Below are 11,797 nucleotides of genomic sequence, written 5' to 3' on the forward strand. Positions count from 1 at the left end.
GCTTGCGCAGCAGCCTGCATGCGGGCAGCAGCCACGCGCCGGGAGGGCCCGCGAGAAGGGCGGCGCGGGTGACGCCGCTTTCGGCCAGCCGGTCCAGCCGGTACAGGTCGGGCAGGCCGGGGGTGCCCCATAGTCCGGTTTCGGTGACGGCGATGCCGTGCGGGGCAGGTTCCGCGCGCTCCGGGCGTGGCCCGGTCACCACGTGCGGGGCATATCCCGACTGCGCGAGTGCCGCGCCCAGTTCTTCCAGTTGGCGGGCCGTCTCCGTTTTTTCAGGGCGGGGGGGCTTTGCCGATTTTTCAGTACGGGGGGCCGTCCCTCCCTGGTCGGGCGGGAAGGATTCGCCGAACAGCAGCACGCGGGGCGCTCCGGTGCGGTCGGCACCGTCCCGCCCCGTGCCTGTGCTGCCCGTGCTGCCTGTGCTGCCCGTGCTGCCTGTGCTGGAGGACGGGATGTCCGCGACATGGGCGGCGGCCAGCGAAAGTTGCGGGGGAAAGCCCAGCGGCGAGGGGGCGTGGCGCAGCGAAAGCAGGTGGCCGGGCCTGGATGCGGCCCGTGCGATGACGCGCAGGTTCCGTTCCGCCAGTGCCGCGCACGGGCCAGCGCGCAGTTCGTCCAGCGTCGTGACGGCCTTGTGCACGTCCCCCCGCAGGGCATCGACAATGGCCAGCGACAGCCTGGGGGCGTCGCGACCGGGGGCCAGGCGCAGGGCATGCAGAAAGCAGCGGCGCGCGAAGTCCGCATCCTGCCCGAACGCGCCATCCGACCACGGCGTCAGAAATTCCAGGGCGCGCAGCCCCATGTCGTGGTGGACGTCGGCCTGCTGTTCCGGCGTTGCCAAGGGGGCGCCCGCCATGGCGTACAGTTGTTCGATGACGTCCGCCCTGCGCCAGAAACGGCGTATCCGCTCGTTTTCCTTGCGCATGGTGTCATCACGGAAGGTAATGGCCCCCTGATGGGCAAGGTACAGGCCCATGGCTTCGGGCACGTGCGCCACCCCGCCCGCCAGCGATGCCCGGATGGCGAAATCCCAGTCCCCGGCGGCGGAGTATGTGGCGTCGAACGGGCCGATCCTGTCGTGCAGGTCGCGCCGCCACATGGGCTGCGGGCCGAAGGGAAAATACAGCAGCGTGGCGGGGGCGAACGGTGCGGGCGTGAGGAAGGGGCGCGACCTGTCGTTCTCGGCGAAGGTTTCGTTTTCCGTGCCGGTGGTGAAGCTGGTGCCGTATGCCAGCACGTGGTCGGGGCGTTCTTCCAGCGCGGCGGCCAGCAGGCCGAGGCAGGCGGGGTGGTGGCGGTCGTCGCTGTTGGCGTTGGTCAGGTACCGGCCCCGCGCCGCCGCCGCCCCACGGTTCCACGCGGCGTAGACGTTTTCGCGTTGGGGGGTGCGCAGGTAGGTGATGTTGCCGTGGTGCGCGAGGTAGGTGTCGATGATGGCGCGTTCGTTCTGGGGCGAGCAGGAATCGACGATGACGATCTCGATGTCGTCGGCAATGGTTTGGGCCAGCAGGTCGTCCAGGCACCCGGCAAGGAACCGTTCGGCCTTGTAGACGGAAACGATGGCGGAAACCAGGTAGTCCCGGTCTTCTGACGGTAGAAATGCTTCCAGGTGGTCCGACATCGAAACCTGCCGAGGTTGGGGTGGCTGTGGATGGCGGTGAGTGCTGCCGCGATGCAGGGTAGCGCAACCGTGCAGGCGGTACAATCCGCAGGGAGGGCACGAAGAGATGTCGTCCGCCATGCATGTGGCGTGCCTGTGCGGCATGCGGGCATGCGGGATGTTTCACTGCGTGCCCACCAGGTTGGGTGGTCGGCAGCTGTGGGGAGAGGTGGTTGTTGACCGTGTTGTTGGTATGAAGTGTGCATGAAGGGCGCAGTAAACTCACCGCAGAACACTGGAAGGAACCATGTCCAGCCAAACCCGTGATCGCGAAATTTACCTGCATGAGAACCGCTACGAGCAGCCCAAGGAAATTTTCAAGCACCTTGCAGCGTTGGTCGCGGACAGGGTTGGTGTGCCCCCGGGGGCCAAGGTGTGCGATGCGGGCTGCGCCGCCGGGGAATTTTTGTACCATTTCCTGAAGGTGCATCCTCAGGCCATCGGGACTGGCTTCGATCTTGTGCCGGAACTTGTGGAAAAGGCCCAGAGCATGGTGCCTGCAGCCCGGTTTTCGGTGGGTTCGGTCACTGATGCGGCCCGGATGGAAGCAGGGAGTCAAGATTTTGTTTTCATGAACGGCGTGCATTCTTCGCTGCCCGAGATCAAGCCCGCACTCGAAACCTTGGTGGGCTGGACGAAGCCGGGGGGGCGCGTTTACCTGTTTGGCATTTTCAATCCCTACCCCCTGGATGTGGCCAGCCGCTATCGTGCAGCCGGAGATGCCGGGGATTGGACCACCCTGTACATTCATTCCCGGGCCGGCGTTTCCCGTTGCCTGGACGATCTGCTCGGCCCGGACAGGCACACCTTCGAGCCGTTTCTTCTTGACGTGGATGTTGCCCCCGTTTCGGATAATCCTTTCCGGTCATGGACGTTCCGGGACGAGAGTGGGCAGCGCCTGCTTACCAACGGTCTCTGCACACTGATCAACTGCTACGTGCTGGAAATCAGGCCATGACGTACGGTGCAATGGTGCAGGCCTTTCTGGCCTTCCAGTCCAGGGCCTTGGAAGAGGGGGGTAACCCGGTGCGGGGCGGCTCGCCCGTGTTCGTCTATCTGGCGCCCTGGCTGGCCACCCTGGTTCCCTTCTACAGCATGACCGTGGCCATGCTGTTGCGGCAGGCAGGACGGGAGGTGGTGCTGGTATGGGACGACCTTCCGGCGTTCCGGGTGCCTTCCGATGAGCAGGCGGGCATCGCCGTCGCCATCGAGGGGATGGTCCGGGCCGGGTTTCCCGTGGTGCGCCTGAGCGAGTGCGCGGAAGCTCCGCATGACCGGGACGACCTGGATGCCGCCAGACGACTGGCCGCGCTAAATGCCTTGTGGTGGTGGAAGTCGCCGGTCCCCTGCCGGGAACTGGCGCGACATACGGCCGAACAGTTTGCCGCCATTGCCCCCTCCCTGCCGCGCATACTGGGATTCTTCAGGGATTACGCGCCGCCCCGGCTTGTCCTGCCGGGCGGCATCTTTCGCCACACGGGCCTGTTGCTGCATGCCGGGCGCAAGGCTGGCACGGTTGTCACTACCTACGATAGCGGCCCCGGGTCCGTTTCCACGGGTGTCAATTCCGTGGCGGCGCACCTGGACGACGTGCCCAAGGTGCTCGGCCCGCTTCTGGCAGACGACCCGCACGTGGTGGGTCTTGCCCGTGAAATCGGTGCGCGGGAATTGCGTCTTCGCCTCGAGGGTGTGGACAAGTACCACTTCCAACCTGTTTCCGCCGGTACGGCATCGCCCGACAGGGATGCGGTGCGGGGTGACGTGCTGTTTCCGCTCAATCTGGAGAACGACTCGTCGGCGCTCGGAAAGCATCGTCTGTTCAACGATTCCAGCGAATGGCTCACCGTGACGATCGGGCACATCCTGGATCGCACGAGCGCCACCGTACTGGTGCGGCAGCACCCCTACGAAGCGCGTCTTGCGAATCGCAACGACGCGATGCTGGATGCGCTGGAACGGCAATTCGGGGCGAGTGACCGCTTTCGCCTGCTGCGTTGCGATGCCACGGTCAACACCTATGACCTGATACGGTCCTGCAGGCTGGTGCTGCCCTTCGTCACCACGCTGGGGCTTGAGGCTGCCATCCTGGGCCGCAAGGTGGAAATGATGGCGGAGGCGTTCTACGCCGGGCTGTCGTTCACTCCGCTCCCCCGGAATCGCGAGGAGTACCTCCGGCGCATCGAAGATGCGCTGGCGACTCCGGACGTGCCGCCCGTTCATGAAGGAGAGGCCTGGCTGGCCTACTACCTTTCGCAGATTTGCGGCCGCATCTGGACGCGCTTTACGCCCCAGCCGCAGGACGGGTGCGTGTGGATGCAGGAGAACCTGGCGCAACTGGCGGATGATCCGGATGTGCGGGCGGTGCTGGAGTGCCTGGGAGACGGACGGTTCATTTCCCGGGTCCAGCACGAACGTCTGATGGAGCATGGGTTCGATGCCGTCTACCAGCGGCGGCAATAAGCAACGGAGACCGCAATGAGCATACGTGAACGCATCAAGACCATCGCCAAGGCAACCGTGTTCGAGGCACAGCCACCCTTTCCGCATGTGCTGATGCTGGAGCCAAGCAGCGCCTGCAATCAGTCCTGCCTGTTCTGCGGCAATGACAAGCGACCGCACCGCCACAGGAATCTTCCCATGGACAGGGCCGCCTCCATCCTGACCCAGGCCTATGCCCTGGGTACGCGCGAGGTGGGATTCTACCTGCGGGGGGAACCTTTTCTCAATCCAAGGCTGGCAGACATGGTGGCCCTGGCCAAGCAGCTTGGCTACGAATATGTGTATCTTTCCACAAATGGCTCGGTAGGATCGTGGAAAAGTTATGTCGCCGTCATTGATGCGGGCATTGATTCATTCAAATTTTCCATCAATGCAGGGAAGCCGGACGACTATGCAGCAACGCATGGTCTTGATGTCTTTTCCCATGTGATAGACCGCCTGCGTCGCGTCATCGCGTACCGCGAAGAATCGGGCGCCGCTTTCAAGATTTACGTATCCTCCACGTATACCGCCGCCACGAAAGAGGGCATTCTGGCCCTGCGCGACGAGTTCGCACCCCGCATCGACGAATTTTACGTGCACGGCACCTGCAGGGTTCCCGGCGAGGAAGGGGTGGAGGTGGAGCGCTTTTTCCGTGCCCCGTGCCCCATGGTGTTCAATCGGTTGCATGTGACGGCAGAAGGATACCTGAATCTGTGCTGCTTCGACTTCAAGAATGCGCTGGCCGCAGTGGACCTTAACGTGACCCCGCTTGCGGAAGCCTGGAATTCTCCGTTGTGTGCCACCATGCGCAAGCGCCACATGGATGCAAGCCTGGAAAACACGCTGTGCGGGAACTGCGTGAATGGTACGGATGCGCCTTATGCCCCTCTTGTTTCGGAACTTGCCGACAAGGATGTTCGTCCATGAAAGACGTACGCGTACTCCATCTTGCCAGCTTCGAGGGCAACATAGGCGACAACGCCAACCACAATGGCGTGCATGAATTGTGGCGCACCTGCCTTCCCGGGTACAGGTTTCATTTCCATCAGCTTGAAATGCGCGAATTTTATTGGAAAATGCGTGCGTTTGATAAGGATTTCGCCGCCCTTGCCAACACGTACGACTTGCTGGTCATCGGCGGGGGTAACTACTTCGAGTTGTGGGTGGAGCATTCCCCCACGGGCACGAGCGTGGCGATCCCGCAGGAAATAATGGGCATGATCCGCACGCCCACGCTTTTCTACGCGCTGGGGCTCGACCCGTACATGGGCGCGCCCGAGGTCTGCGTCGAGCGGTTCAAAGGGTTCCTTGACATGGTGCTGGCCAGCGAGCGTTGCCTGGTTTCGGTGCGCAACGACGGCTCCAAGCAGTCTGCCCGCACCGTGCTGGGGGATGCGTACGCCGATCGTCTGCACATGATGCCGGACGGTGGTTTCTTCGTGCGGCCAGAGTCCCATTACCATCCGGAACTGCAGGATGATTGCAGGACCATCGGCCTGAATCTTGCGGGCGACATGCCGGATTTCCGTTTCGGCGGGCAGGATGGCTCCGGGGTGCGGCGCTTTCTTGATGACCTTGCGTCCGTTCTTGCCGACAGCCTGACCCGGAATCCGGATCTGAACCTGGTCCTTTACCCGCACATCTGGAAGGATTTTTCGTTGATCAGCGAATTCTGCCAGCGATTCCCCGACCCGCTCCTGCGGCGGCGCACCACGGTGGCGCCCTACCTGCACGGGCCGGGGTCCGAACGCTACATCTTCGATACCTACGCCCGTTGTGCCCTCAACATGGGCAATCGGTTCCATACCAACGTGTGCAGCATCGGCCTGAATGTGCCTTCCATCGGGTTCGTGACGCACCCGCAGATCCGGGAACTCTACCGCGAGGTGAACCTGCCCGACCGCTGCCTTGCCACGGCTGATCCGGACTTCGCCGCAAACCTTGCGGGGCTGCTGGATGCCAGCCTGAAGGACCTGCCGGGGCTGCGCAAGCGGTATGAGGCAAGCATGGTCATGGTGCGCGGGCAGGCCACCGCGTTTCTCGGCACCGTGGGGGCGTGGCTGGAGACCGTCCTGTGAAGGCGGTCATGTACCACTACGTGAGGCGCCACGATCCGGAGCTTCCGTATTTCACGTACCTGGACTTCGATTCGTTCCGCCGTCAGCTCGACTGGTTCGAGAGCGTGGGGCGCCTGGCCTCCCGCGAGGAATTCGAGGAAGCTCTGGAACGGGGCCAGCCCCTGCCTGACGTATTCGTCCCCACGTTCGACGACGGGCTGGTCGAGCACGCCCAACTGGTGGCGCACGAACTGGAGCGCCGGGGTACCTTTGGCGTGTTTTTCGTGCCCACGGCACCGTTGGAGACAGGGCGCATACTGGATGTCCACCGCATCCACCTGTTGCTGGGGCGCCATGGGGGGGGTGCCATGCTGGATGCCCTGGACGGGCTGCTGGGCGACCGGCGCCTGCCGGGCGAGGGAGATGCACGGCGTGCCGCGGATACCTACCGGCATCAGCCCGAAGGACCCGCCGCACGCTTCAAGCGGATCCTGAACTACCAGGCAAGCGGAACGGAGCGCCAGGCGTTGCTGGATGCCCTTTGCGCGTCGCATCTTTCCGGCACGGCATGGGCATCACGCCTGTACATGACAGAGAGTGACGTACGGGCGCTTGAGCGCATGGGCATGATCGTGGGCGGACATTCCCGCACGCACGAGTTGCTGTCCAGGCTTTCGCCGCTGGAGCAGGAGGCGGAGATAACCGGCAGCCTGCAAGCGCTTTCCGGCGTGATCGGCAGATGCGTGGAGTGGTTTGCCTATCCGTACGGGGGGTGGCACAGCTTCGGTCCCCTCACCGAGACGATCCTTGCGCGCCATGGGGTGCGGTTCGCCTTCAACGTGGAGGACCGCGACATCGCCCCGTGGGATCTGCGTCGACGACCGCTGGCCCTGCCCCGGTACGACTGCAACCTGTTTCCCCATGGGCGGGCCGTGGACGGGGATGCCCTTTCGGTCGCCCGGTCTATTTGACCAGTGCCAGCCGCCGCGAGCGCGGCCCCGTCTTTTCCGCCTGCGGCTGCGGGGTGGGCAAGGGCTGGATGATGTCCACGAACTGTTTCTGCCGGGGGGTCTGCCATACGGCCTCGTCGGCAAGGGCAGCGCGGAAGTGTCTGGCGCTGTCGCCGCGTCCGAAGTGGTAGACCGGCTCGAAGCAGGTGGCGGCGCGCGCGTTTTCCATGGCTGTGAGAATGTCGGGCACCCGACCGGCAACGTTGGCTATGGACGGGCAGACGAAGCGGTTGGCCTGGCGTGAACCGATGTTGATCGAGGGGACGCCGTAGACGGGGGTTTCGCGGACTCCGGCACTGGAATTGCCTACCAGGAAGTCGGCGTGCTTGAGCAGTGTAAGAAAGCTGGTCAGCCGCAGTGACGGGTATATCCGGATGCGGGCATGCCCCTTGAGGCATTCGTATTCCTGGAGAATGAAGTCGCTGCCGGTGTCGTTGTTGGGGTAGATGACCACGAAGTTGTGCGGCGAGGCAAGCATGGCCTTGACCATGGCCCGGGCCTCGCGCCTCGTTTCGGCGGGATTGGTGGTCACCGGGTGCAGCAGGGCAACCGCATACCTTTCGAAGGGGATGCCGTAGTAGGCGCGCACCTCTTCCAGATCGGGCAGGTCGTCGGAAAGCATGATGTCGATGTCCGGCGAGCCGATGGTGAAGATGCTTTCGCGCCGTTCTCCCATCTGGATGAGCCGGTCGCGTGTTTCTTCGTTGGCGGTGAAGTGCAGGTGGGCCACCTTTGAAATGGAGTGGCGGATCAACTCGTCGATGGTGCCGGAAAGTTCCCCGCCCTCGATGTGCGCCACAAGGATGTTGCGCATGGATCCCACCAGGGCGCCGGCCAGGGCTTCCACGCGATCCCCGTGAACCACGATCATGTCCGGCTGATATTCGCTGACGTAGCGTGACAGGCCGAAAATGGTGTTGGCCAGCACCAGGTCCATGGATTCGCCGTGGACCTGGTTCATGAAGACATGGACATTGCGGAAGCCCTTTTCCAGGCGCGCCGAGCCGAAGGTCTTGAATATCTCGTCCACCGTGAAGCCGTACCGTGCGAGGGTATGCATCCCGGTGGCGAACAGCGAATGTTCGAAACGCGCATCGTTGTCCAGGGCCTGGATGAGCGGGCGGATCTTGCCGAAGTCGGCCCGCGTGCCGCTGATGAAAAGTATCTTGCGCTTAGGCATCGATGTCCTCCCATGCCAGTTGGGTGTCGGCCGGGATGTGGCGCGCTGCGCGGCGCCCCATCAGGGCGTCGTAGTGGGCCGCAAGGATGGCGCCCGTGCCGGGCCGCTTGACCCAGATGTTGGCGGAGTTCAGGGCCTCGCCGGGGGCTATGTCGCGGATGGCGACAACGCTGGCATAGGCGAAGTCGATGGTCGGCTGTTCCTCCGGCAGGATGCTCTTGGTGCCCCCCAGAGCCGCGAAGACAGCGCGTGAACCCGTGATCAGGTCGCGCAGTTCGGCGGGATCCATGGAAATGGGGATGTCGGGGCCGGGCCAGGTCTTGTCTGCGGTGAAATGCCGTTCGAGGATGCTTGCCCCCAGGGCCACTGCGGCCAGGCAGGTGTAGTTGCCGAGGGAATGGTCGCTGAGCCCCAGAACCACGTCCGGAAAAGCCTGGCGCAGCGAGGCAAGGGCACCCAGGCGAACCTTGTCGTAGGGGGTCGGATACATGGAGGTGCAGTGCAGCAGGGCCACCGGCGTTCCTGCCGCCTCCAGAATGTCCACGGCCGGCCTGATCGAGGACAGGTCGTTCATGCCCGTGCTGAGGATCACCGGCTTGCCGAAGTTCGCGATGTGGCGGATCAGCGGGTAGTTGTTGCACTCGCCCGAGCCGATCTTGTAGGCAGCCACGCCGAGCTGTTCAAGCCGGTCGGCGGCGGCACGCGAAAAGGGCGTGCACAGGTAGAGCATGCCCAGTTCCTCGACGCGCTGTTTGACGAGGCGTTCCTCGTCGCGGGTCAGGGCGCACCGCTTCATGATGTCCCAGATGCTTTCCGTGGCGTTGCCGGGTACCACGTCGTTGGGAATCATCTCGTCTTCGATGACGTGGCACTGGAACTTCACGCATTCGCATCCGGCCTCGTGGGCGCGCTCGACCATGAGCAAGGCCTTTTCCAGGCTGCCTTCATGGTTGATGCCTGCTTCGGCGATGACCAAGGGGGGATGGTCCGGCCCAACGGGCCGACCGGCGATCACGAATTCTCGCATCCGGTGCTCCTGGCTGTGGAGGGCATGGGATTGGAAAGGAGCAGGTCGGCCAGGTGCAGGTCGAACGGCTCGTCGACCTGCAGGGAGCGCTCCCGGGGCATGAGGTGACCCCGCAGCCCTTCCGGATAGAACGTCTTGTGTTTTCGTAGCGACTCAACGGTGTTGTAGTAGATGGCCCCGTTGATGAAGCAGGCGGGTTCCAGATCCTGCTCGCGGGCGTAGGCCAGGTTTTGCGGCACGAACGGCATGAGTTCTCCGGTGGCCGACACGGACCGGGCGAAATACGGATGTTCGGTGCAGGCATTCACCGAAACCATGGCAGGGGGGCGCGTTGCCGCCGCCTGCGTTAACAGGGCATCGATGTCGCAGGCCTGGCGCAAGGGAGAGGTGGGTTGCAACAGGCATACCGCCGTTGGAGCAAATCCATCCAGATCCCGCAGTCGGTCCAGCGCATCAAGCACGCACAGGATGTGGGCGCTGGTGTCGGTGGCAAGTTCGGCGGGGCGCAGGAACGGTACTTCGGCTCCGTACAGGCGCCCGGCGGCGGCGATCTGCGGATCGTCGGTGCTCAGCACGACACGGGAGAGCAGGCGGCTTTGCAGGGCCGCCTCGATGGTCCATGCCAGCAAGGGCTTGCCGCCTGCGATGCGCAGGTTCTTTCCCGGAATCCGTTTGGACCCCCCACGGGCAGTGATCAGCCCGAGAATCGGCCCGGCAGTTTCGGCGTTGTGGGGTGCTGGAGTTGGCATGGTCGTTTTTTCCTCGTGGTGGGAGGGGAAATGCAAAAAGTGGTCCCGCATGCAACGTGCCTTGCGAACTGCATGCGGGACGGGGCATGGCCCCAAAAAGAACGGGAGAAGGCGCGGCGGGATTCTTTTCTGCGTGGTCGTGGATTCGTCAGGAATTTGTCGGGGCTCGCCAGCCGTTACAGGCATTGTCCGCTGCCTACGAGCAGCGGTGAAAGATGACCGACCTTTGAGGTCCGGTGCAGGATGAAGCGGTATTCCTCGCGGCTGGGCAGCCCGTGGACGGTGCGTGCAGCCGCGATCCGCTCGCTGTCCTCCGGGGTGCGCACGTGCTCCCATGCGTTGGTCGCGGGATTGAACATCTTCAGGATGACGGCGGGCACACCGGCCACCACCGAGAATGGCGGCACGTCCCGGGTGACGACGGCGTTGGCTGCGACGACGCATCCCCTGCCCACAGTGATGGAACCCGTGATGACGGTGTTGATGCCAAGCCAGCAGTTTTCCTCCACCACCACCTTGCCTCTGGTGAACCCCTGCTCGCTGTATGGGCGCGAGATATTGTCCACCACATGGTCTGCGTCGGAAACGAAGACCCGGGGGGCGAAAAGGCAGAAATCGCCGATTTCAAGCTCGCCGCCTGCCGAGATCATGGACTGCCTTCCCACAAGGACGCGCTGGCCAATGACCAGCCGCAGCCGATCATCACGGTCGCAGACATTTATCCAGGTGTCGTCCCCGATGGCCGATCCCTGCCCGATGGCGACGTTGGCCAGGCCCAGTATCTGGACGTTTTTCCCGAAGGAAACGCCCTGAAAGCGTCGGAATGCGGTGCTCTGTTCAGGCATTGCTTTTCCCGTGCGACAGGGGGCCGCGCAGAGTTGCCGCCCTTTGCGGCGAAACCCCATGTCCGGATGTCCGGCCCCCGTGCGGTCAATGGCGTTCTGATACGTCATGCCGCTGCGGACAGCGGCACCGTGGGTTCGTCTTTCAGGTCCGGAATGTTCCGGAAGGGTGGTGGTCCGTGTCCCACCGTCACGCGCCCAGTACGGCGTCCGCCAGCCGCTGCCGTGCAGTGCGCAGGTCGTCGGGCATGCGTGCTCCGGCGGGGGGGGAACCGTTGCGCACCAGTGCGTCGAACAGCGGGGCCACCGTGGCCCAGCGGAAGCAGCGTTCCCAGTGTGTGCGTCCGTTGCGGGCCAGTTCGTCCGCCAGGTCCGGTCGTGTCAGCAACCTTCCGATCACGCGGGGAAAGTCCTCCAGCGGAGCGATGACGCCGCCGCCTTCGTCGTGCACCGCGTTGCACTGCGGCGTGGCCACCCACGGGGTGCCAAGGGCCATGGCCTCCAGCACCACCAGCGGTCCCGCGCTTTCCCCCTGCGAGGGCACCAGCAGCAGGTCGGCGTCGCGGATGAGCGCGGTGGCTTCTTCCGGCGGCAGGGGGCCCAGCATGCGCACGCGCGGGTTGTGCCGGGCCAGTTGCCAGCATTCCTCGAAGTAGCGGCGTTCCTTTTCCCACGGCAGCGCGCCCCCTGCCAGCACAAGCCGCCAGTCCGGGGTATCGCCTGGGGCACCGCCCGGGGTGCCGTCAGGCGGGGCTGCGGGGGGGGCGTCGGCCAGGCGGCGCAGCAGGGCC

Annotated in this window: 11 protein-coding genes; 5 read left to right on the plus strand and 6 right to left on the minus strand. The window is 64.2% G+C overall.

Translation table 11 applies throughout. The annotated features are described in order from the left end of the window. A partial coding sequence (locus tag FVW20_RS17035) for a glycosyltransferase family 2 protein (protein ID WP_196610520.1) occupies positions 1-1,621 on the minus strand: 1,621 nt, incomplete at its 3' end. Between the two features lie 286 nt (positions 1,622-1,907). Here FVW20_RS17035 and FVW20_RS17040 point away from each other — a divergent pair. The 5 genes from FVW20_RS17040 (at position 1,908) to FVW20_RS17060 (ending at position 7,169) form a co-directional block, all read left to right on the plus strand. Then, complete coding sequence (locus tag FVW20_RS17040) at positions 1,908-2,618, plus strand: class I SAM-dependent methyltransferase (RefSeq protein WP_167128336.1); 711 nt, start codon at positions 1,908-1,910, stop codon at positions 2,616-2,618. An 86-nt stretch (positions 2,619-2,704) separates the two neighbouring features. Then, positions 2,705-4,120, plus strand: a complete 1,416-nt coding sequence (locus tag FVW20_RS17045; RefSeq protein WP_196610521.1) for a hypothetical protein — start codon at positions 2,705-2,707, stop codon at positions 4,118-4,120. A 15-nt stretch (positions 4,121-4,135) separates the two neighbouring features. Next, a complete protein-coding gene (locus FVW20_RS17050; protein WP_196610522.1) occupies positions 4,136-5,068 on the plus strand; it encodes a radical SAM/SPASM domain-containing protein in 933 nt (310 codons plus the stop codon). Then, positions 5,065-6,219 (plus strand): polysaccharide pyruvyl transferase family protein, encoded by a 1,155-nt coding sequence (locus FVW20_RS17055; protein ID WP_196610523.1) that lies wholly within the window; start codon positions 5,065-5,067, stop codon positions 6,217-6,219. Before FVW20_RS17050 ends, FVW20_RS17055 begins: the two co-directional genes overlap by 4 nt. Then, positions 6,216-7,169, plus strand: coding sequence for a polysaccharide deacetylase family protein (locus FVW20_RS17060; RefSeq protein WP_196610524.1), 954 nt, complete (start codon positions 6,216-6,218; stop codon positions 7,167-7,169). The genes FVW20_RS17055 and FVW20_RS17060 overlap by 4 nt, the downstream gene beginning before the upstream one ends. On the opposite strand, the gene neuC is transcribed toward FVW20_RS17060, so the two are convergent. From neuC to FVW20_RS17085, 5 genes are all read right to left on the minus strand, one after another. Further along, positions 7,162-8,388 carry a UDP-N-acetylglucosamine 2-epimerase gene (gene neuC, locus FVW20_RS17065; protein WP_196610525.1) on the minus strand — a complete coding sequence of 409 codons (1,227 nt, stop codon included), beginning with the start codon at positions 8,386-8,388 and terminating at the stop codon, positions 7,162-7,164. The genes FVW20_RS17060 and neuC overlap by 8 nt on opposite strands. Further along, complete coding sequence (locus tag FVW20_RS17070; protein ID WP_196610526.1) at positions 8,381-9,415, minus strand: N-acetylneuraminate synthase family protein; 1,035 nt, start codon at positions 9,413-9,415, stop codon at positions 8,381-8,383. The genes neuC and FVW20_RS17070 overlap by 8 nt, the downstream gene beginning before the upstream one ends. Next, a complete protein-coding gene (locus tag FVW20_RS17075; RefSeq protein ID WP_196610527.1) occupies positions 9,400-10,164 on the minus strand; it encodes an acylneuraminate cytidylyltransferase family protein in 765 nt (254 codons plus the stop codon). Before FVW20_RS17075 ends, FVW20_RS17070 begins: the two co-directional genes overlap by 16 nt. Positions 10,165-10,340: 176 nt before the next feature. Further along, a complete protein-coding gene (locus tag FVW20_RS17080) occupies positions 10,341-11,069 on the minus strand; it encodes an acyltransferase (RefSeq protein WP_231039207.1) in 729 nt (242 codons plus the stop codon). A gap of 127 nt (positions 11,070-11,196) precedes the next feature. Beyond that, positions 11,197-11,797, minus strand: a 601-nt coding sequence (locus tag FVW20_RS17085) for a glycosyltransferase family 4 protein (protein WP_196610528.1), incomplete at its 5' end; no start/stop codon positions are given.

Origin of the sequence: Nitratidesulfovibrio oxamicus (genome assembly GCF_015731765.1) — a bacterium.
Lineage (GTDB): Bacteria > Desulfobacterota > Desulfovibrionia > Desulfovibrionales > Desulfovibrionaceae > Cupidesulfovibrio > Cupidesulfovibrio oxamicus.

Bases quoted from the DNA above. Each gene is read 5' to 3' on its own strand.
- FVW20_RS17040 (WP_167128336.1), top strand. From the start codon at position 1,908: ATGTCCAGCCAAACCCGTGATCGCGAAATTTACCTGCATGAGAACCGC.
- FVW20_RS17050 (WP_196610522.1), top strand. From the start codon at position 4,136: ATGAGCATACGTGAACGCATCAAGACCATCGCCAAGGCAACCGTGTTC.
- FVW20_RS17055 (WP_196610523.1), top strand. From the start codon at position 5,065: ATGAAAGACGTACGCGTACTCCATCTTGCCAGCTTCGAGGGCAACATA.
- neuC (WP_196610525.1), bottom strand. From the start codon at position 8,388: ATGCCTAAGCGCAAGATACTTTTCATCAGCGGCACGCGGGCCGACTTC.
- FVW20_RS17070 (WP_196610526.1), bottom strand. From the start codon at position 9,415: ATGCGAGAATTCGTGATCGCCGGTCGGCCCGTTGGGCCGGACCATCCC.
- FVW20_RS17075 (WP_196610527.1), bottom strand. From the start codon at position 10,164: ATGCCAACTCCAGCACCCCACAACGCCGAAACTGCCGGGCCGATTCTC.
- FVW20_RS17080 (WP_231039207.1), bottom strand. From the start codon at position 11,069: ATGGGGTTTCGCCGCAAAGGGCGGCAACTCTGCGCGGCCCCCTGTCGC.